Annotated in this window: 20 protein-coding genes; 13 read left to right on the forward strand and 7 right to left on the reverse strand. The window is 66.4% G+C overall.

Annotated features, from left to right (window positions below; all coding sequences use genetic code 11):
• Positions 1–90 precede the first annotated feature (90 nt).
• Complete coding sequence (gene nudC / locus N5D48_RS21020) at positions 91–921, reverse strand: NAD(+) diphosphatase (protein ID WP_279887685.1); 831 nt, start codon at positions 919–921, stop codon at positions 91–93.
• Positions 922–957: 36 nt separating this feature from the next.
• Entirely contained in the window at positions 958–1,770 is an 813-nt protein-coding gene (locus tag N5D48_RS21025) for a crotonase/enoyl-CoA hydratase family protein (protein WP_279887686.1), read from the reverse strand.
• Positions 1,771–1,921: 151 nt separating this feature from the next.
• Here N5D48_RS21025 and nhaB point away from each other — a divergent pair, with 151 nt between their 5' ends.
• From nhaB to N5D48_RS21045, 4 genes are all read left to right on the forward strand, one after another.
• Positions 1,922–3,424 (forward strand): sodium/proton antiporter NhaB, encoded by a 1,503-nt coding sequence (gene nhaB / locus N5D48_RS21030; RefSeq protein WP_279887687.1) that lies wholly within the window; start codon positions 1,922–1,924, stop codon positions 3,422–3,424.
• A gap of 339 nt (positions 3,425–3,763) precedes the next feature.
• Positions 3,764–4,378: a dihydrofolate reductase family protein gene (locus N5D48_RS21035; protein ID WP_279887688.1), complete on the forward strand. Its 615-nt coding sequence runs from the start codon at positions 3,764–3,766 to the stop codon at positions 4,376–4,378.
• A gap of 20 nt (positions 4,379–4,398) precedes the next feature.
• Positions 4,399–4,905, forward strand: coding sequence for a GNAT family N-acetyltransferase (locus N5D48_RS21040; protein ID WP_279887689.1), 507 nt, complete (start codon positions 4,399–4,401; stop codon positions 4,903–4,905).
• A 66-nt stretch (positions 4,906–4,971) separates the two neighbouring features.
• Positions 4,972–5,673, forward strand: coding sequence for a YoaK family protein (locus N5D48_RS21045; protein ID WP_279887711.1), 702 nt, complete (start codon positions 4,972–4,974; stop codon positions 5,671–5,673).
• 6 nt (positions 5,674–5,679) lie between these two features.
• Here the strand turns inward: N5D48_RS21045 and N5D48_RS21050 are convergent, their stop codons facing one another.
• Positions 5,680–6,135: a hypothetical protein gene (locus N5D48_RS21050; protein WP_279887691.1), complete on the reverse strand. Its 456-nt coding sequence runs from the start codon at positions 6,133–6,135 to the stop codon at positions 5,680–5,682.
• A 169-nt stretch (positions 6,136–6,304) separates the two neighbouring features.
• Here N5D48_RS21050 and N5D48_RS21055 point away from each other — a divergent pair, with 169 nt between their 5' ends.
• From N5D48_RS21055 to N5D48_RS21065, 3 genes are all read left to right on the forward strand, one after another.
• Positions 6,305–6,556 carry a hypothetical protein gene (locus N5D48_RS21055; protein WP_279887693.1) on the forward strand — a complete coding sequence of 84 codons (252 nt, stop codon included), beginning with the start codon at positions 6,305–6,307 and terminating at the stop codon, positions 6,554–6,556.
• 73 nt (positions 6,557–6,629) lie between these two features.
• Complete coding sequence (locus N5D48_RS21060; RefSeq protein ID WP_279887695.1) at positions 6,630–7,250, forward strand: TetR/AcrR family transcriptional regulator; 621 nt, start codon at positions 6,630–6,632, stop codon at positions 7,248–7,250.
• Between the two features lie 20 nt (positions 7,251–7,270).
• Positions 7,271–7,675, forward strand: coding sequence for a DUF4440 domain-containing protein (locus N5D48_RS21065; RefSeq protein ID WP_279887696.1), 405 nt, complete (start codon positions 7,271–7,273; stop codon positions 7,673–7,675).
• Between the two features lie 82 nt (positions 7,676–7,757).
• On the opposite strand, the gene preA is transcribed toward N5D48_RS21065, so the two are convergent.
• The 3 genes from preA to hydA form a co-directional block, all read right to left on the reverse strand.
• On the reverse strand, positions 7,758–9,032 hold the full coding sequence (preA, locus tag N5D48_RS21070) for an NAD-dependent dihydropyrimidine dehydrogenase subunit PreA (RefSeq protein ID WP_279887697.1): 1,275 nt from the start codon (positions 9,030–9,032) through the stop codon (positions 7,758–7,760).
• Positions 9,033–10,400, reverse strand: a complete 1,368-nt coding sequence (locus N5D48_RS21075; protein ID WP_279887698.1) for an NAD(P)-dependent oxidoreductase — start codon at positions 10,398–10,400, stop codon at positions 9,033–9,035.
• A gap of 186 nt (positions 10,401–10,586) precedes the next feature.
• Positions 10,587–12,026: a dihydropyrimidinase gene (gene hydA / locus N5D48_RS21080; RefSeq protein WP_279887700.1), complete on the reverse strand. Its 1,440-nt coding sequence runs from the start codon at positions 12,024–12,026 to the stop codon at positions 10,587–10,589.
• Positions 12,027–12,642: 616 nt separating this feature from the next.
• Here hydA and N5D48_RS21085 point away from each other — a divergent pair.
• From N5D48_RS21085 to N5D48_RS21095, 3 genes are all read left to right on the forward strand, one after another.
• Positions 12,643–14,133: an NCS1 family nucleobase:cation symporter-1 gene (locus tag N5D48_RS21085; RefSeq protein WP_279887702.1), complete on the forward strand. Its 1,491-nt coding sequence runs from the start codon at positions 12,643–12,645 to the stop codon at positions 14,131–14,133.
• A 186-nt stretch (positions 14,134–14,319) separates the two neighbouring features.
• The gene (locus N5D48_RS21090) at positions 14,320–15,606 is read left to right on the forward strand and encodes a Zn-dependent hydrolase (protein ID WP_279887704.1); all 1,287 of its coding nucleotides are present in this window, start codon (positions 14,320–14,322) and stop codon (positions 15,604–15,606) included.
• Positions 15,607–15,773: 167 nt separating this feature from the next.
• A complete protein-coding gene (locus tag N5D48_RS21095) occupies positions 15,774–16,271 on the forward strand; it encodes an isochorismatase family protein (protein WP_279887705.1) in 498 nt (165 codons plus the stop codon).
• Here the strand turns inward: N5D48_RS21095 and N5D48_RS21100 are convergent.
• Positions 16,243–17,151, reverse strand: coding sequence for a LysR substrate-binding domain-containing protein (locus tag N5D48_RS21100; protein WP_279887706.1), 909 nt, complete (start codon positions 17,149–17,151; stop codon positions 16,243–16,245). The two genes, N5D48_RS21095 and N5D48_RS21100, sit on opposite strands and share 29 nt — an antisense overlap.
• Before the next feature lie 110 nt (positions 17,152–17,261).
• On the opposite strand from N5D48_RS21100, the gene N5D48_RS21105 reads away from it, so the two are divergent.
• From N5D48_RS21105 to N5D48_RS21115, 3 genes are read left to right on the forward strand one after another with little or no spacing between them, the layout of a single operon-like run.
• Positions 17,262–18,779, forward strand: a complete 1,518-nt coding sequence (locus tag N5D48_RS21105) for an MFS transporter (protein WP_279887707.1) — start codon at positions 17,262–17,264, stop codon at positions 18,777–18,779.
• Positions 18,780–18,835: 56 nt separating this feature from the next.
• Positions 18,836–19,525, forward strand: a complete 690-nt coding sequence (locus tag N5D48_RS21110; RefSeq protein ID WP_279887713.1) for a response regulator transcription factor — start codon at positions 18,836–18,838, stop codon at positions 19,523–19,525.
• Positions 19,526–19,530: 5 nt separating this feature from the next.
• Positions 19,531–20,703 (forward strand): ATP-binding protein, encoded by a 1,173-nt coding sequence (locus tag N5D48_RS21115; protein ID WP_279887709.1) that lies wholly within the window; start codon positions 19,531–19,533, stop codon positions 20,701–20,703.
• Positions 20,704–20,710 lie beyond the last annotated feature (7 nt).

Here is a 20,710-nt window from a genome sequence, read left to right on the forward strand (position 1 = left end):
AACATCGCAAATGAATGCGCATACAACTATCAAAACCAACAACCAACCAACAACCAGCCAACCAACTAACCAACCAGAACCAAATAAAAATCAGCCAGGTAGAACCGGCTCGGGCATCCCCAACCGCCGCGCCACATACAAGTCAATGAGATACCGCGCAATCGACCGCCCCGCCGGCAAAGGCGGCAACTCATGCACATTGAACCATCGCGCATCCTCGATCTCGTCCGGTTGCATGACGATCTCCCCGCCCGCGTATTCGGCATGAAACCCCAGCATCATCGAATGCGGAAACGGCCAGCACTGGCTGCCAACGTACTGGATGTTCTTCACCTCCACCGCCACCTCCTCACGCACCTCGCGCACCAGGCAGTCCTCAGCCGACTCGCCCGGCTCGGCGAAACCGGCCAGGGTGCTGTAGACGCCGGTGACGAAGCGCGGCGAGCGGGCCAGCAACACCTCGTCGCCGCGGGTGACCAGCACGATCATGCTCGGCGAGATCCGCGGGTAGCTGCGCAGGTCGCAAGGCTGGCAATACATCGCCCGCTCCCAGCGAATCTGCGTCATCGCTTGGCCGCAGCTGCCGCAGAAGCGGTGCTCGCGGGCCCAGGTGCCGATCTGCGCGGCATAGCCGAGCACCTTGTAGGTGTCGAAGTCACCTTCGAGCATGAAACGGCGCAGACCCTGCCAGTGACAGCCCGGCACGTCGCCAGCGGCGCGCAGCTCGAGCAGGAACAGCGGCTGGCCGTCGAAATGGCCGATGCCGTGCTCGCACAGCACATCGAGGTCCTGGCGCTTGAGCCAGTCGCGAGGGAACAGCGCGCCGTTGGCGTCCACCAGGAACCCCTCCGGGCTGCGGGCGACGGCCAACCCCCCGGAGATCTGCGGGTCGAGTACTGCGGTTGTCCAGCGTGCTGACATGGTTCGGGTCCCTAGAATAGGCGCCCGCCAACCCGGTCAGTCGGCGAACGTCGGTGGCTGTTTGCTCATGTGCGCGGCCACGGCCACGCGCAGGTCTTCGGACTGCAGCATGGCGGCGTTCCAGGTGGCGATGTACTCCAGGCCATCGTCGATGCGATGGTCGCGCATGTAGCTGATCATCTCCTTGGTGCCGGCCACGGCAACCGGCGATTTTGCGGCAATCTCGCGGGCGATGGCAAAGACCCCGTCGAGCAGCGCCGCCTGGTCATCATAGACACGGTTGACCAGACCGATGCGCAGCGCCTCCTGGGCATCGACCTGGCGCCCGGTATAGGCCAGCTCGCGCATGATGCCGTCACCGATGATACGCGGCAAACGTTGCAACGTGCCGACATCGGCGGCCATGCCCATGTCGATCTCCTTGATCGAGAATTGCGCGTCACTGGCGCAGTAGCGCATGTCGCAGGCCGAGACCAGGTCGATGGCGCCGCCGATGCAGTAGCCCTGGATCGCCGCCAGCACCGGCTTGCGGCAGCTGTCGACGACGGTGAACGAACGTTGCAGGCGTTGGATGGTGCGGCGCAGCAGGCGCGCGTTGCGACCGACGTCCTTGCCCATCTGCTGGGCCAGCGAGGCCAGCATCATCAGGTCGATGCCCGAGGAGAAATGCTTGCCGGCACCGCTGATCACCACCGCGCGCACCGCGTCGGTGTCGTCGATCCACTGGAAGATGTCGACGATTTCCTCCCAGAAGGCGGCGTTCATCGCGTTGATCTTTTCCGGGCGGTTGATCTGCACGTGGGCGATGTTATCGGTCAGTTCGACCTTGAACGCGGTGTAGTCGGTCACGGACGGCACTCCATTGGGGAAAGGGTTCACAACGCAGGATCTTAGCGCACCCGCAAGGCCGCACATGTGCCAAAAGCGGGACTGGATAACTTGCACCGCGCGCGACGATGGGGCACCGTGCGCCACTGCTGAATCAAAAGGATACAAATTCATGTCCCGTTCCCTGACCGGCGCCCTCGCCCACGGCTTCCTGGGCCAGTCGCCGCGTTGGTACAAGGCCGTCATCTGCCTGTTCCTGCTCCTCAACCCGTTGCTGCTGGCGACCCTCGGCCCAGTGGTCACCGGCTGGGTGCTGGTGATCCAGTTCATCTTCACCCTGGGCATGGCGCTCAAGTGCTACCCGCTGATGCCCGGTGGCCTGCTGCTGGTCGAGGCGCTGCTGCTGCGCATGACCACCCCTGAAGCGCTGTATGAAGAGCTGCTGCACAATTTCCCGGTGATCCTGCTGCTGATGTTCATGGTCGCGGGCATCCACTTCATGAAAGAGCTGCTGCTGTTCCTGTTCTCGCGGATCCTGCTGGGCGTGCGCTCCAAGGCCATGCTGAGCCTGCTGTTCTGTGTGCTCTCGGCCTTCCTCTCGGCGTTCCTCGACGCCCTGACCGTGACGGCAGTGATCATCAGCGCGGCCGTGGGCTTCTATGCCGTCTACCACCGGGTCGCCTCGGGCGCCAACCCCCGCGAAGAGTCGGCACTGGACAGCGACCATCAGCTCGAACAACTGCACCGCGATGACCTCGACCAGTTCCGCGCCTTCCTGCGCAGCCTGCTGATGCATGGCGCGGTCGGCACCGCCCTGGGCGGTGTATGCACCCTGGTGGGCGAGCCGCAGAACCTGCTGATCGGCCATGAAATGGACTGGCATTTCGTCGATTTCTTCGCCAAGGTCGCGCCCGTGTCGCTGCCGGTTCTCGCAGCCGGCCTGGTGACCTGCGTGCTGCTGGAAAAGCTGCGGCTGTTCGGTTACGGCACGCTGATGCCCGAACGCGTGCGCCAGGTGCTGGCCACCTATGCCGCCGAGGACGATGCCGCGCGCACCTCGGCGCAGCGTGTCGCCCTGCTGGTACAAGGCCTGGCCGCGCTGATCCTGATCGTCTGCCTGGGCCTGCACCTCGCCGAGGTGGGCCTGATCGGCCTGCTGGTGATCGTGCTGATCACCGCCTTCACCGGCATCACCGACGAGCACCGCCTGGGCCGCGCGTTCCAGGACGCCATGCCGTTCACCGCCTTGCTGGTGGTGTTCTTCGCCGTGGTCGCGGTGATCCATGAGCAGCAGCTGTTCAGCCCGCTGATCGCCTGGGTGCTGGCCCTGCCGAGCGAGCAGCAGCCGGGCATGCTCTACCTGGCCAACGGCCTGTTGTCGGCGATCAGCGACAACGTGTTCGTCGCCACCATCTATATCACCGAGGTCAAGCAGGCCTTCCTCGACGGGGCGATGAGCCGCGAGCACTTCGAGACCCTGGCGGTGGCGATCAACACTGGCACCAACCTGCCCAGCGTGGCCACGCCCAACGGCCAGGCGGCGTTCCTGTTCCTGCTGACCTCGGCGATCGCGCCGCTGATCCGCCTTTCCTACGGGCGCATGGTGTGGATGGCGCTGCCCTATACCGTGGTCATGGGGGGCCTGGGCTGGTGGGCGGTGACCTACTGGCTGTAGCAGGGACAGTTGCGCAAGGCTTGGGATCAGTGCGGTCCCCGTGGGAGCGGCTTTAGCCGCGAACACCGGCGTAGCCGGTGCCAGGCACCGCGTCGCTTGCTTCGCGGGTGAACCCGCTCCCACAGGAGTTGCGCAAGGCTGAGGTCAGTGCGGTCCTTGTGGGAGCGGGCTTGTCGGGGCGCCGAACCGCCGCGAACACCGGCAAAGCCGGTGCCATCCACCGCGGCTGTCTCTCCTCGGGTGCGCACACCCGTCGAACCCTGACTATCGTTCAGCACTGCTGTCGATTTTCCCCGGCCTCAGTCGACTATCCAGCACACCCACCCGAGGAGGTTCCCCATGCGCAAGCTCATCGTCGCCGCCTTCATCACCCTCGACGGCGTCATGCAGGCCCCCGGCGGCCCCGAGGAAGACACCAGCGGCGGCTTCACCCATGGCGGCTGGATTCCGCCGTTGGCCGACGAGGCCTTCGGCCAGGCCATGCAGACATTGTTCAGCCAGCCGTTCGAATTGCTGCTGGGACGGCGTACCTACGACATTTTCGCTGGGTTCTGGCCAAACGTCGGTCCCGAGGCAGCGGATCGCCCACTGGCCGACCTGTTCAACGGTGTGGCCAAGCATGTCGCCACCCACCGCCCCGAATCCATCGACTGGCAAAACAGCCACCCCTTGAGTGCCGATGTGACAGGTGCGGTGCGCGCCCTCAAGCAACAGGACGGCCCGGCGCTGCTGACCCAGGGCAGCGGTGAACTGGTACGCCAGTTGCTGGCCGCCGGGCTGGTGGACGAGCTGCGCCTGCTGATCCACCCCTTGCTACTGGGGCGCGGCAAGCGCCTGTTCGGTGACGATGCGCAGGCGGCGACGTTCGAGCTGGTGGAGTCGGCCGCCACCCCCAAAGGCGTGTTGCTGGCGCACTATGTGCGCAGTGGCCAGGTGCTGACAGGGTCATTTTGAACGACGTCAGGAACTCAGACATGATTCAGCCACACCCGATCAAGGCCCAGGACTGGCCCCTTTACCGCGACTTGCGTCTGCAAGCATTGCTGGACACCCCCGACGCGTTCGGCAGTACCCATGCGGCGGAAGCGACCCGCTCCGACCAAGCCTGGCAGACACGCGTCGAGGCGGCACTGGCGTCAGCCAACGACCAACTGTGGCTGGCACGCGAAGGGCGGACACCCTGCGGCCTGATATGGTGCCGACTGTCCGCCGTCGAACCTGGCGTGGCCGAGCTCTACCAAATGTGGGTCTCCCCGCAGGCGCGCGGTCGTGGCGCGGGCCGTGCGCTGCTGCGGGCGGCGCTGGCATGGGCCGGTGAGCGCCAGGCGCGCGAGGTGAGCCTGGGCGTCACGCTGGCCGACAGCCCGGCAATGGGCTTGTACCGATCGGTGGGGTTCCGCGCCTTCGGACCACCTGGGCCCCTGCGTGAAGGGAGCACGTTGCAGGTTCAAGAGATGCGCCTGCTGCTGGCTCGGGAATAGACCTGGCGAGCGCAGGGCCATGGTCCGGGTATAAGATCGAGGCCCCCTGTGCCAGAGATCCCCGCCATGCTGCCCACTGCCGCCTCCCAACACAGTGCTCGACGCGCCAAGCTGCAAGCCCGGCGTGGCCGCGTCGGCCTCGGGCTGGTGGCCGGGCTGTCGGTGCTGGCCGGCATGACCGACGCCATCGGCCTGCTGGCCCTGGGCGATTTCGTCTCGTTCATGAGCGGTAACACCACGCGCCTCGCAGTGGCGATCAGCCAGGTCGACCTGGCGCTGATCCTGCGCCTGGCCGTGGCGATTTTCAGCTTCGTCCTCGGCAATGCCCTGGGCGTGCTGCTGGCCCGACTGTCACGCCGCCGCGCCGCGCCATTGCTGCTGATCGTCGCCGCCCTGCTCGCCTTCGCCGCTGGCTGGCCCACGGGCGCCACGTTCCCCGCGCTGATCGCGGCGACGCTCGCCATGGGCATGCTCAACGCCGTGGTCGAGCAGGTGAACGGCCTGCCCATCGGCTTGACCTACGTCACCGGCGCGCTATCGCGCTTCGGTCGTGGCCTGGGGCGCTGGCTGCTGGGGGAGCGACGGCATGGCTGGCGAGTCCAGCTGGTGCCTTGGACGGGCATGCTGCTGGGCGCGGCGCTGGGGGCCTGGCTGCAGCAACGGTTCGGTCTGCTGGCGCTGTCGGCCAGTTGTGCCCTGGCTTGTGCCTTGGCGCTGCTGACGCGGTTCATCCCGCGGGCCTGGCAACTGGGCTACATGCCGCGCTGAGCCCGTTCAGCGCGGCAGCGGCCCGCAATGCATCACACTGTTGCACACCAGCAGCTGGGCAAGAGCAAACCCCACCAGGCTACCGCAAAAGCCCAGCACGGCGACCTTCCATGGCCGGCTGCCCCTGACCCGCCGACGTATCAGCCAGGCTGTCGCCGCCAAGCCTGCCAGCAGCCCAGGAGCGGAAAAAACATGCCCCAGCCCCAGCAACCCATCGGGATGCAAGCGCCCGGCTTGCAGGCGCAGGTAGGCCAGCAGCGTCGCCGCCAGCGCCGCCGTGGCGCCGGTGATGAACAAGGCTGGAGCACGCAGCGCCAGGCTGGCCATCAGCACCATCGCGTACAAGCCCATCGCATACCAAGCGCCGAGGTACAGCGAATAGCCCAGCGTGGCACCCGACAGCCAAAGCGCCACCATGATCAAAGCGGAGAACACCAGGTCTTCCCTGAGCCCCATCGACATGCCCACTCCCTGCCTCCAGACCTGACGCTGATCAGTCTAGCCAGTGACACGCCAACGGCCGCCTCGATAGTCACTATCGAGAACGACAATTTCTAATGCCCGGCCACGCCCAATAACCTTGGTCCATCGATTCGATGCCGACGAATCCCCGAATCATGGACCGCCCACGATGAACACCACCAGCCGCCTGCTGTTCGCTGCCCTGACCGCCTTGGCCATTGCCGTGCTGAGCGGTTGTGCCAATCACCCCGAACTGCGCCCTTACAGCGCCGCAGAAACCCGCCAGTTGCAACTCGAAGCACTGCAACGCCAAGGACTGAGCCAGGCGGAGTATGAACGGCGCAAACTGGCCGTGCTGCGCGCCGGCCAGGATCAAGTGGTGACGGACGCCGCCGCCAGCACCGGCAACACCCGCGGCTGATCACGGCAAAGGCTTTACCCCGCCCGTTGCAAAGCTGTTAGCCTTGCCCTGTTCAGGTCACCACGGACAGCCCATGGCCAACCACAAGATCGAGATCCGCCGGCGCAACGTCGAGAAGATCCTCCACGCCGCCGAGCAGGTGTTCGCCGAGAAAGGCTACGGCGCCACCTCCATGGGCGATATCGCCGAACTGGCGCAACTGCCGCGCTCCAACCTGCATTACTACTTCAGCACCAAGGACGACCTGTATCGCGCGGTGCTGCAGGACCTGCTGGACGTGTGGAAACAGGACGCCCTGTGCTTCGAGCGCTTCGACGACCCACGGGTAGTGCTGACCAGCTACATCCGCGCCAAGATGGGCCACTCGCGCTCACGCCCCCTGGGCTCGAAGATCTGGGCCGAAGAGATGCTGCACGGCGCGCCGCTGCTCGGCGCGAGCCTGGATGACAGCCTGGTGCCCTGGGCACAGCTCAAGCAAGCGAAGATCCGCAGCTGGGTCGAGGACCAGCGCATCCTGCCGGTGGAGCCTTCGGCGCTGCTGTACATGATCTGGGCGGCGACCCAGCACTACGCCGACTTCGGCTACCAGGTGACGCTGCTCAACGACGGCCAACCACTGTCGGACCTGGCCTTCGAAAGTGCCGTGCAGACGGTGACCAGTGTCATCCTGCGCGGGATCGGCCTCGAACCCTGACCTCCCTTCAAGGACTTGCCATGCCCCACACCCCTGCCGAGCGCGCCGAGCGTAGCGTTCATCATGTCCATGAACTGATTCACGCCGTGTTCACCCGGCCTGCGAGCGATACGGTGCGACAACTGGATGAACTGCTCGCCGCGTTCGCCGACGACTTCAGCATGGTCGGCACGGCGGGCAAGGTCGTCGATCGTGCGCAAGTGGAGCAGTTGTTCAGAGCGGTCGCGGGAACACGTTCCGGACTTGAGATCGTCGTCGACCAGATGCGCGTGATATGGCAGGTCGGGCCGCATGTGGCGGTGCGCTACCAGGAGACTCACCGCCTGGCGGGCCAGCAGACGCGGCGCTGGTCGCTGGCGATCGTCGAATGCACAAGCACCGGGGTGATCTGGCGCTGCCTGCAGGAGACGCCGATCGGCGACTGAGCCTCGCGGGGCAAGCCCGCTCCCACGTGCATTCCTGCTGCTGGACTGCACGTGGGAGCGGGCTTGCCCCGCGATGATTGCCTCAGCCGGCCTCGCGATAAGGATTGCGCGGGTCCTGCGTCCAGTTCAGGTACGGCTTGCCGGTGTCCTGGGCAACCATGTCGATGCAGCCCTCCACTGGGCAGGTGATCTGGCACAGGTTGCAGCCCACGCACTCGGCCTCGATCACGTTGTAGCCGTGGGTGCCATCGGCCTTCGACGTGCTGGCGATGGCCTGGTGCGAAGTGTCCTCGCAGGCGATGTGGCAGCGCCCGCAACCGATGCAGGCATCCTGGTCGATATGCGCCACCGACTTGTAGTTGATGTCCAGGTACTTCCAGTCGGTGGTGTGCGCCACGGCCTGGCCACGGAACGCTTCGAGGCTGCGATGGCCATGCTGGTCCATCCAGCGTGCCAGGCCATCCTGCATGTCCTCGACGATGCGAAAACCGTGCAGCATCGCCGCCGTGCATACCTGCACCGCGCCACTGCCCAGGGCGATGAACTCGGCGGCGTCGCGCCAGGTGCCGATGCCACCAATGCCGCAGATCGGCAGGCCACGGGTCTCAGGGTCGCGAGCAATCTCCGCGACCATGTTCAGGGCGATGGGCTTGACCGCCGAGCCGCAGTAGCCGCCATGGGTGCTCTGGTCGCCGACGATGGGGTGGGCGACCATGCGGTCCAGGTCGACGCTGGTGATCGAGTTGATGGTGTTGATCAGCGAAACCGCATCGGCGCCGCCGCGATGGGCCGCCCGCGCCGACTGGCGGATATCGGTGATGTTGGGGGTGAGCTTGACGATCACCGGCAGCGAACAGTGGGTCTTGCACCAGCGGGTGACCATCTCCACGTACTCCGGCACCTGGCCGACCGCCGCGCCCATGCCGCGCTCGGGCATGCCGTGGGGGCAGCCGAAGTTGAGCTCGATACCGTCGGCGCCGGTGGCCTCCACCAGCGGCAGGATGAACTTCCAGGACTCTTCGATGCACGGCACCATCAGCGACACGACCAACGCCCGGTCGGGCCAGTCCTTCTTCACCTGGGTGATCTCGCGCAGGTTGATTTCCAGCGAGCGGTCGGTGATCAGCTCGATGTTGTTGATGCCCTGCACCTGGCGGTTGGCGCCGTAGTGCGCCGAGTAACGCGACGATACGTTGACCGCCGCCGGGTCCTCGCCCAAGGTCTTCCACACCACCCCTCCCCAGCCGGCCTCGAAGGCGCGGACCACGTTGTAGGCTTTGTCGGTGGGCGGCGCGGAGGCCAGCCAGAACGGATTGGGGGCCTTGATGCCGGCGAATTCGATGGACAAGTCGGCCATTTACGCAGCCTCCACGTTGAGCATGAGTTGGGCATGGATGGCTTCGGCGGCCAGCTTGCCGTGTTGCACCGCCTGGACGGTCAGGTCCTGGCCCAGGGCAGTGCAGTCGCCGCCGGCGTAGATGCCGGGGATGGAGGTCTGCATATGCGCGTCCACCTGAATGCGCTCGCCGTCGCGGGCCAGTTGCGCCGCCAGCGGGTCGACCAGGCTTGCGTCGTCGAAGCGCTGGCCGATGGCCTTGAAGATGGCGTCGGCGGCCAGCTCGAAGGTCTCGCCGGTATCGCCCAGGCGTCCTTCGACCAGCTGCGTGCGTGCGAAACGCATGCCGCGCACGCGCCCTGTGTCATCGAGCAGCACGACATCGGGCCGGGCCCAGGTGTGCAGGCGTACCTGGTTGTGCTTGGCGATCTCCTGTTCGTGACCGGTGGCGCCCATGTCGGACACGCCGCGGCGGTACACGAGGTTGACGTCGCGGGCGCCCAGGCAACTCATCTGCACGGCCATGTCGATGGCGGTGTTGCCGGCGCCGAGCACCAGGCAGCGCTCGGCCAGCGGCAGCTGGGTGAGGTCTTCGGCCTGGCGCAGCTCACGGATGTACTCGGTGGCGGCGAGCAGGCCCGGCGCGTCTTCGTCCGCCAGCCCCAGTTGGCGCACGGCATCCAAACCCAGGCCGAGGAACACCGCGTCGTACTGGACATGCAGCTCGCCCAGCGACAGGTTGCCGCCCAGGCGCTGGCCATGGCGGATCTCGATACCGCCGATGCCCAGCAGGAACTCCACTTCGCGCTGGGCATAGTCGTCCACCAGCTTGTAGCGGGCGATGCCGTACTCGTTGAGGCCACCGGCTTTGTCCCGTGCCTCGAAGATCACCACGTCATGGCCGTGCATGGCCAGACGGTGCGCGCAGGACAGCCCGGCGGGGCCGGCGCCGACCACGGCGATGCGCTTGCCGCTGGCCGGCGAGCGCTGGAACGGATGCTCGGTGAAGCCGGCGTGGTCCAGGGCATAGCGCTGCAACTGGCCGATCAGCACCGGCGCGCATTCCTGGGCGTTGTTGCGCACGCAGGCCTGCTGGCAGAGGATCTCGGTCGGGCACACCCGGGCGCAGCTGCCGCCGAGGATGTTGGCCGAGAGAATGCGTTCGGCGGCGCCTTGCAGGTTCTCGTCGCTGATGCGGTGGATGAACGAAGGGATGTCGATTTCGCTGGGGCAGGCATTGACGCAGGGCGCGTCGTAGCAGTACAGGCAGCGCGCGCTTTCGACGGCGGCCTGGCGGGCGGTGAGCGGGGGCGCGAGGTCGCTGAAGGCCTCGGCCAGCTGGTCGGCGCCGGCCCGGGGGCGCGGCAAGTGGTTCAGGGCGTCGATCACGGTTGTAGCCTCTCGCTTTTTTATGGGCTCAGGCGGCGGTCACTCGCCTGTCCGTTCTGGGGATGGCAGTCGACAGGAGCATGTGTGTTGTTATCGGGGGGCGCTTTGCGCCCCTTTCGCGACACAAGGCCGCTCCTACAGGGGATCGCGTTCTGCTGTAGGAGCGGCCTTGTGCCGCGAAAAGCCTCAGCGCTGAATCGGTGTCGGTCGCTGGTGCTCGGCCCGGCGCTCCAGCACCTCGTACACCGACGGATACGCCGGCCGCTCCACATAACGACCCGCCCCAGGCTCCGCGCGCAGGTCGCCATCGGCCCAGAGCACCTTGCCCTGGCTGATGGTGTGGCTGGGAATGCCGCGCACGGTGCGGCCTTCGAAGATGTTGAAATCCACCCGCTGGTGATGGGTCTGGGCGCTGATCGTGCGCGTGCCCTGCGGGTCCCACAGCACCAGGTCGGCGTCGGCACCGACACGGATGGCACCCTTGCGCGGGAACAGGTTGAAAATCTTCGCGGTGTTGGTGGAAGTCAGCGCGACGAACTCGTGCATCGACAGGCGCCCGCTGTTCACCCCGGCATCCCACAGCACCGCCATGCGGTCCTCGATACCGGCCGTGCCGTTGGGGATGCGGCTGAAGTCGTTGCGGCCCATGGCCTTCTGTTCGGCGCAGAAGCAGCAGTGGTCGGTGGCCGTGGTGTGCAGGTTGCCCGACTGCAGGCCGCGCCACAGCGCCTCCTGGTGCTCGCGGGGGCGGAACGGCGGGCTCATCACGTAGCCGGCGGCGGTGGCCCAGTCCGGGTCGCGGTAGACACTGTCGTCCAGCAGCAGGTGGCCCGGTAGCACCTCGCCGTACACCGGCTGACCCTTGGCCCGGGCGTAGGTGATCTCGTCCAGCGCTTCGCGGCTGGAAACGTGTACCAGGTACAGCGGCGTGCCCAGCGTCTCGGCGATGCGAATGGCGCGGCTGGCGGCTTCGCCCTCGACCTGCGACGGGCGCGACAGCGGATGCGCCTCGGGCCCGGTCAGGCCCTGGGCCAACAGCTTCTTCTGCAGGTGATAGACGAGCTCGCCGTTCTCGGCGTGCACCGTCGGCACCGCGCCCAGTTGCAGGCAGCGTTCGAAGCTGGCCACCAGGGTGTCGTCGGCGGCCATGATCGCGTTCTTGTACGCCATGAAGTGCTTGAAGCTATTGACCCCATGCTTGGCTACCAGCTCGCCCATCTCCTCGGCGACCTGCTCGCTCCACCAGGTGATGGCGACATGGAAGCCGTAGTCGGACGCGCTCTTCTGTGCCCAGCCACGCCAGGTGTGAAAGGCCTCGAGCAGCGACTGCTGCGGATTGGGAATGACGAAGTCGATGATCGAGGTGGTGCCCCCGGCCAGGCCCGCCGCGGTACCGCTGAAAAAGTCCTCGCTGGCCACGGTGCCCATGAACGGCAACTGCATGTGCGTGTGCGGGTCGATGCCGCCCGGCATCAGGTACTGGCCGCTGCCATCGAGGATTTCACAATCGCTGGGGGTTTCGAGGTTGCTGCCGATGGCGCGGATCAGGCCATCGACACACAGGACATCTGCACGGTAGCTCTCTTCGTGGGTAACCACGGTGGCGCCACGGATCAACAGGGACATGCCGTTTTCCTCGCAGGCTGACCGGTCTTCAGGCCGGTTCTTGGAATTGTGCTTGGCCGGGCCTGGAGGGATATTTTCCAATCCTGTCAGACCTGACAAGAATCGAGGCTAGTATCTGTTCGGATATTGATCAAGAAAAAATATAAGCAAATATCTGAATTTATAACTTATTGATTAAAAACACTTTTTAAGTGAAATCACCAAAATGTGACACCCCTTCACCATTTTGACGCACTTGACAGGAAGCCAAATTGGTCAAGATTTTCTACGCAAAATCAGCTGTTTGAATCCAGGCAGGATGGCGCAGGCCGCGCCGGTGATTTTCCGGGCTGCACCCGTTTGAACCACAAGGGGTGCCGGACCTGCCGGACAAGCGGTACGCCACAGGGTTGACCGTGCCCTGTCGTGAACACGTCGAATGCGTTTGCAAGTCAGTGAGTTACCTCCGGTCGGCGGCGGCCCGCCGGGACGGCCCAGGCCCTCCCGGCACGTTTGTTGAAAACGCAGGCCACAACCGCCTGGCCGGACCGGAGGTGCAGTACTGGTGGTGTGTGTACTCCGGCCATCGCGTCAGCCCGATGAGCGACAACGACAAGAAAAAGACCTGGAGAACCCCATGCAACAGAGCAGATCGCAAGTGGTCGAGCAGCATGGCCTGTTCGAGCTCGACGCTGGCAGCGACGTCCTCGACAGCCCCCGCTACAACCACGACATCGCCCCGACCAAGGTGCACCAGCGCACCTGGAACAAGTGGCACATCACCGCGCTGTGGGTGGGCATGTCCATCTGCGTGCCCACCTACACCCTCGGCGGCGTGCTCACTGCCTACTTCGGCCTGAGCGTGGGCGAGGCGCTGCTGGCGATCCTGCTGGCCAACCTCATCGTGCTGATTCCGCTGACGCTCAACGCCTTCCCCGGCACCAAGTACGGCATTCCCTTCCCGGTGTTGCTGCGCGCCTCGTTCGGCATCTTCGGCTCCAACGTGCCGTGCCTGATCCGCGCCGTGGTGGCCTGCGGCTGGTTCGGTATCCAGACGATGTTCGGCGGACTGGCCATCCACCTGTTCCTCGGTTCGCTGTTCCCCGAATGGAAGGCGCTGGGCGGTACCGGCGAGGTGATCGGCTTCCTGCTGTTCTGGTCACTGAACCTGTGGGTGGTGCTGCGCGGCGCCGAGTCGATCAAGTGGCTGGAGACGCTGTCGGCGCCGCTGCTGGTGGCGGTGGGTGTCGGCCTGCTGTTCTGGGCGCTGCCGCACATGTCGATGAGCGAGCTGCTGGCGCAGCCGCCCAAGCGTCCGGAGGGCGCCAGCGTGGTCGGCTACTTCTGCGCCGGGCTCACCGCCATGGTCGGTTTCTGGGCCACGCTGTCGTTGAACATTCCCGATTTCAGCCGCTATGCGAAAAGCCAGAAGGACCAGATCCTCGGGCAGATCTTCGGCCTGCCGCTGACCATGTTCCTGTTCGCCTCGCTGGGCGTGATCATGACCGCCGCATCCGCCTCGCTGGTGGGCCAGACGGTATCCGACCCGGTGAGCCTGATCGGCCATATCCAGAGCCCCGGCTGGGTGGCCCTGGCCATGGCGCTGATCATCATCGCCACGCTGTCGACCAATACCGCGGCCAACATCGTCTCGCCCACCAACGACTTCCAGAACATCGCTCCGCGCCTGATCGGCCGCAGCCGCGCGGTGTGGCTGACCGGCTTCATCGGCCTGGCGCTGATGAGCCACGAACTGCTCAAGAAACTTGGCTGGATCGTCTCCGACCTGAGCCTGGAGAGCGTCTACTCCAACTGGCTGCTGGGCTACTCCAGCCTGCTCGGACCGATCGCCGGGATCATGGTGGTGGACTACTTCCTGGTTCGCCGCCAGCACCTGGACCTGGCCGGGCTGTACCGCGACGACGTGTACCCGGCCTGGAACTGGGCCGGGTTCGTCGCCTTCGGCGTGCCGGTGGCGCTGACCGTGATGGCCATCGGCAACAGCAGTTTCAGCTGGTTCTACGACTATGGCTGGTTCACCGGCTCGCTGCTCGGCGGCGGGCTCTACTACGCCCTCGGCGGCCTCGCGGTGCGCGGGCCGGCGCGGCTGGCCAAGCCGTTGCCGTGATGTTCCCTGTGGGAGCGGCTTCAGCCGCGAAGCAAGCAGCGCGGTGGATGGCACCGGCTTGGCCGGTGTTCGCGGCTAAAGCCGCTCCCACGGGTCCCTGCTAAATCGACAAGTGATGTGCAGTGCCATGAGAGCCGACTTGCCGGCGAACAGGGCCGAAGCATAAAACAGCCTGAGGAGACACCCATGACCACCCTCGCCAAGGAAGTCCTGCAATCGAGCAAGCACCACATCGACAGCGCCCGCCTGTGGCAATCACTGATGGACCTCGCCCGCCTAGGCGCCACGCCCAAGGGCGGCGTCTGCCGCCTGGCGCTGACCGACCTCGACCGCCAGGCCCGCGACCTGTTCGTGCAGTGGTGCCAGGCGGCCGGTTGCACGGTGAGCATCGACGCGGTCGGCAACATCTTCGCCCGCCGCCCCGGGCGCAACGCCAAGCTGCCGCCGGTGATGACCGGCAGCCATATCGACACCCAGCCCACCGGCGGCAAGTTCGACGGCTGCTTCGGCGTGATGGCCGGCCTCGAGGTGATCCGCACCCTCAACGACCTGGGCGTGGAAACCGAGGCCCCGCTGGAGGTGGTGGTGTGGACCAACGAGGAAGGCTCGCGCTTCGCCCCGTGCATGATGGGTTCGGGGGTGTTCGCCAACAAGTTCACCCTCGAAGAGACCTTGGCCAAGCGCGACGCCCAGGGCGTGAGCGTCGGCGAGGCACTGAACGCCATCGGCTACGCCGGCAGCCGCGTCGTGACCGGCCACCCGGTGGGCGCCTATTTCGAGGCGCACATCGAACAGGGCCCGATCCTCGAGGACCAGCGCAAGACCATCGGCGTGGTGCTCGGCGCCCTCGGGCAGAAATGGTTCGACCTGACCCTGCGCGGCGTCGAGGCGCACGCCGGTCCCACGCCGATGCACCTGCGCAAGGACGCCCTGGTCGGCGCCGCCGCCGTGGTCGAGGCGGTCAACCGCACCGCCCTCGCCCACCAGCCCCATGCCTGCGGCACGGTCGGCTGCCTGCAGGCCTATCCCGGCTCACGCAACGTGATCCCCGGCGAGGTACGCATGACCCTGGACTTCCGTCACCTCGAAGGCGAGCAGTTGGATGCGATGATCGCCGAAGTCCGCCAGGTGATCGAGGCCACCGTGGCCAAGCACGGGCTGAGCTACGAGCTGATCCCCACCGCCGACTTCCCCGCCCTGTACTTCGACAAGGGCTGTGTCGAGGCGGTGCGCGACTCGGCGCGCAACCTGGGCCTGGCGCACATGGATATCGTCAGCGGCGCCGGACACGACGCGATCTTCCTCGCCGAGCTGGGTCCGGCCGGGATGATCTTCGTGCCCTGCGAAGGCGGCATCAGCCACAACGAAATCGAGAACGCCGCCCCCGCTGATCTCGCGGCGGGCTGCGCGGTGCTGCTGCGGGCGATGCTGGCGGCCTCGGAGGCGATCGCCAGCGGGCGGCTGGCGGCCTAGCAAGCGATGAAAGGACTGCGTGGGAGCGGCGTTCCGACAAGCCCGCTCCCACGTTGCACATGCACCCTCCGTGAACCGTGGCTGGGCCCGGTGCAGGCTCCTTGGCGCAAAATCCCCGCGCGCGGCGGTATACTCGCCAGCCTTCGAACCTCGCCTGGGAAACCGCCATGCAGCAAGTCCTGCTCATCGTCGATGTGCAATCCACCTTCAGCCCCTCCGAGAAACTGGTGGATGGCATCCGCGTGCTGTCGGCGCATCTGCCCACCGTCGCCTCGATCGAGCTGCACGATGAGCAGGTCACCCCATTCCAGCGTCAGCTCGGCTGGCACCCCGCCAGCGAAGACATGGCCCTGGTCGAGGCCGACAAGGTGTTCGTCAAGCATGGCTATGGCCAGACCGCCGAAACCCTCGACTACCTCAAGAGCCTCGGTGCCGAGCGGGTGCTGGTCTGCGGGCTGCAGACCGAAACCTGTGTGCTGGCCGCAGGCTTCGCCCTGTTCGACGCCGGGCTCACGCCGACGCTGGTCAGCGACCTGACCATGGGTTCCTCGCTGGACCGCTCCGGACAACTGGGCATCGACCTGTGGAAACATCACTTCGGCCACGTCACCACCGCCGCCGAGGTACTCGCCGGGCTCAAGGGCCAAGGTCACCCTGCCCCTTGAACATCCGCTCGGCGATGAAGTCGACGAACACCCGGATCTTCGGCGACAGGTGCCGGCTCGACGGCCACAGCGCCCAGAACTGCCCCTGGTCCTGCATGTGTTCGTCGAGCAGTGTTTCCAGCGCTCCCGAAGCCAGGCCGTCACGGGCGAGAAAGTCCGGCATGTAGCCGATGCCATGGCCATCGAGGGTGGCCATGAGCAGGGCCTCCATGTTGTTCAGGACCAGCGCCGCCGGTAGCCGCAGCCGGGTAATGGCAGGATCGGCGCTCAAGCTCCAGTCCATGATCTTGCCGGTGGTCACCCAGCGGTAGCGTAGGCAATCGTGGGTTTCCAGCGCCTCCAGGGTACGTGGCCGACCCTTGCGCTGCAGGTAGTCCGGCGCGGCGCACAGCACGAAGCGGAAGGGACCGAGGCGACGCGACATCAACCGTGAATCCGCCAAGCCACCGCTGCGGATCACCACATCGAAGCCTTCCTCGATCAGGTCGACCAACTGGTCGTTGAAGTCCAGTTCCAGTTCGATCTCCGGATAGGCCTGGCGAAACGCCGGCAGCAACGGCAGCAGGAAGCGGTAGCCGATGGTCGGCAGGCTGACCCGCAGGCGGCCACGGGGCGCCTGTCGAGCGTGAGAAAGCATGGCCTCGGCGTCCTGCAGGTCGTCGAGGACGCGCCGGCAGCGCTCGTAGAACAGTTCACCCTCGGCCGTCAGGCTGACCTTGCGCGTGCTGCGCTGGAACAGTCGCACGTCCAGCGACGCCTCCAGCCGCGCCACGGCCTTGCCCACCGCCGAGGCGGAGAGGCCCAGGACGCGACCGGCGCCGACGAAGCTCAGGCAGTCGGCGGTCCTGACGAAGGCGAGCAAACCGTTGAGGTTGTCCATCGCATTAGATCCTTTTTGTCCGTTGTGATCGGAATTCTGGCCTGTTTATCCAGAATTAAGGCCGATCTAGATTCAGCGCTTCACAGTGCAACAAGCGGAAGGACCGCGCAATGGAGCAAATCACCCCCTCTGCACCCCGCCATCGCCCTGCGCTCGCGGCCATCTGCCTGGCCGCCCTGGTGCTGCCCCTGAGCTTCACCGGCGGCGCCGTGGCCACCCCGGCCATCGGCCAGGCCTTCGCCGCCAGCCCCACGGCACTGGCCTGGATCACCAACGCCTTCATGCTCGGCTTCGGCGGCCTGCTGATGGCCGCCGGCGCGCTGGCCGACCGCCATGGCCGCAAGCGCCTGTTCATTCTCGGCCTGCAGGCCTTCGTGTTGCTCGGTGTACTGCTGGCCTGCGCCGGCGACATACTCTGGCTCGACCTGCTGCGAGCCTTGCAAGGCATCGCCGCCGCCGCTGCCCTGGCCAGCGGCAGCGCGGCCCTGGCCCAGGCCTTCGAAGGCCAGGCCAGGACCCGCGCCTTCAGCCTGCTGGGCACCACCTTCGGCGTCGGCCTGGCATTCGGCCCGCTGGTCTGCGGGCTGCTGGTCGAACACTTCGGCTGGCGAGCGATCTTCCTTGCCGGCGCGGCGCTGGCCGCAGTGGCCTGGTGGATCGCCCACGACCACCTGGACGAGAGCCTCAACCCGGATGCCCAGAACCTGGACATCCCAGGCGTGGCCAGCTTCACCGGCATGCTGGTGCTGTTCACCTGCGCCGTCATTCTCGGCCCGCAGCAGGGATGGCGCTCGCCGCTGATCCTCGGGCTGCTGGCCGGATCACTGCTGCTGTTGCCGACCTTCATCCTCCTCGAGCTGCGCAGCAGGCAACCGATGCTCGACTTGCGACTGTTCAGGCACGGGCGTTTCATCGGTGTGCAGAGCCTGCCCATCGGCACCTGCTACTGCTACATCGTGCTGATCGTGCTGCTGCCACTGCGCCTGATCGGCATCGAAGGGCTGACGCCGCTGCACGGCGGCCTGCTGCTGCTGGCGCTGTCGGCGCCGATGCTGGTGGTACCGCTGCTGGCGGCCTGGCTGAACCGCTGGATCAGCGCCGGCACGCTCTGCGCCGTGGGCTTCCTGCTGGCCGCGCTGGGCCTGTACGCGCTGACGCGGGCCGGCGACGGCGAGCACCTGCGGCTGTGCCTGGCCCTGCTGCTGATCGGCACCGGCAGTGGCCTGCCCTGGGGGCTGATGGACGGGCTGGCGTTGAGTGTCGTGCCCAGGGAGCAGGCCGGCATGGCCGCCGGTATCTTCAACACCACGCGTGTCGCCGGCGAAGGGGTGGCGCTAGCCCTGACCCTGGCCGTGCTCACGGCGCTGGTCGATCACAGGCTGCAACAGCTGGCCTCGCCAGACCTCGCAGCCGAGCTGGCGCAGCGGCTGGCGCTGGGTGACCTCGGCCATCTCCAGGGGCTGGACCCAGCCCTGCTGCGCGCGGCTTACCTGCAAGGCTTCAACGGCCTGCTATGGATCCTCATCGGCATCACCCTGGCGGCGGCGGCCACAGCCCTCCTGCTGCTGCGCAGTCCTGCGGACGCCGCGTTGCCGGCAGCGGCCAGGCCAGACACTTCGCAGGCCTGAATCCCATGCTAAGCTGCGCCGCCATCCGGCCCAGCAGCGAGATCGTCGAGGAATCCATGACCCCCAAGCGCGTATTGATCGTCGAGGACGACGCCGATGGTGCAAGCATCCTGGAGGCGTACCTGAAGCGCGACGGCTTCGAGGTGGACATCGCCGAGGACGGTGCCCGCGGGCTTGCCCTGTTCCGCCAGCGCACGCCGGCGATCGTGCTGCTGGACATGATGCTGCCGAAACTCTCCGGACCGGAGCTGCTGAGCGAGATCCGCCGCGGCGCCGACACCCCGGTGATCATGGTCACCGCCATCGGCGACGAGCCAGACAAGATCGGCGCCCTGCGCTACGGCGCCGACGACTACGTGGTCAAACCCTGCAACCCCAAGGAAGTGGTGGCCCGGGTACACGCGGTGCTGCGCCGTTACGGCGCGCCGACCGACAGTCGCCAGCGCCTGGAGTGCCAGGGCGTCTGGGTCGATGCCGAGCGCTTCGTGGCCGGGGTGCGGGCCGGCGATGGCGAGGAGCAGGTGCTCGACCTGACCCGTTCGGAACTGCTTCTGCTCGCCGCGCTGCTGCGCACCCCGACCAAGGCCTTCAGCCGCGAGGAGCTGCTCGAATTGTGCATGCCCGAGAGCGATGCCCTGGTGCGCATCATCGACACCCATGTGCACAACCTGCGGCGCAAGCTCGAGGCCCTGGGCGTCAGCGGCGTGCTGGTGACCGTGCGCTCCGTGGGCTACCGGTTCCGCTGACCGCCATGCGCAAACGTCCGCTGTGGCTGTGGGTCGGCCTGAGAATGACCCTGCTCGCCGTCGGCGCGGTGATCACCATCACCGTGTGCATGTACCTGTACTTCTGGATCAGCGACTTCCTGGTGCTGCAGTCGATGCGGCCCGAGGACCGCGCCGCGATGCTGGCCGGCCTGGCCGATGTGCCGCGCCACGAAACCAGGCTGTGGCAGTTGCTGCAGACCTACTACGACATCCATGACTTTCTCCCCGGCCCCGGCAACAGCATCGACTGGCTGGTGCTGTACGGTTTCGTCATCGTGGTCATCCCGTTCACCCTGATGGTCGGCCTGTACCTGTCCAGGCCGCTGTCCCGGCAGTTCCGCCAGATCGCCGAAGGGGCGCGGCGGGTGGCCGAGGGCGATCTCGGCGTGCGGGTCAGCCAGCACCCGCGCCAGCCCAAGGAAATGCAGCGTCTTTGCACCGACTTCAACAAACTGGTCGAACGCCTGGCGTTGTACGAAAGCGAAGTGGCCGAGTCCAGCTCCAACCTCGCCCATGAACTGCGTACGCCACTCAACGCCGCCCTCGGCCGGGTGCAGGGCATGCTCGACGAGGTGTTCCCGCTGAACCCGGAGCAACTGCGCCTGGTGCAGAACCAGCTGTACAACCTCAACACCCTGGTGGGCGACCTGCACCTGCTGTCCCTGGCCCATGCCGGGCAGTTGCCCCTGCATATCAGCTTGTTCTCCCCGGCCCGGTTGGTCGAGGAGCGCCTGGCCTGGTTCGCGCCGCAGTTCGAGGCCGCCGCGATGCAGTTGCACACGGCGCTTGCCGATGACGTGGTGATCGAGGCCGATCCGGCACGGGTCGGCCAGCTGATCAACATCCTGATCGAGAATGCGCTCAAGTACGCCTCCGACGGTCGCGAGCTCAGCGTCGCCGTACGCCAGGCCAAAGGCTGCGTGCAGCTGGAATTCCTCGATCGGGGCCAGGCGGTCGAGCAGAAGGACCTGGGCAACATGTTCGTGCGCTTCTGGCGCGCGGAGCAGTCCCGGGCGCGGGTCAGCGGCGGGGGCGGCCTGGGCCTGTCGATCGCCCAGGCCATCTGCGAGGCCCATGGCGGCCACATCACCGCGCAGCGCCGGAGCGAGGGCGGGCTGGCACTGCAGGTGACATTGCCTCTGGTCACAACAGCCTGAAGGCTTC

The organism is Pseudomonas sp. GD03858 (assembly GCF_029840925.1).
In the GTDB taxonomy this organism is placed as follows: Bacteria; Pseudomonadota; Gammaproteobacteria; order Pseudomonadales; family Pseudomonadaceae; genus Aquipseudomonas.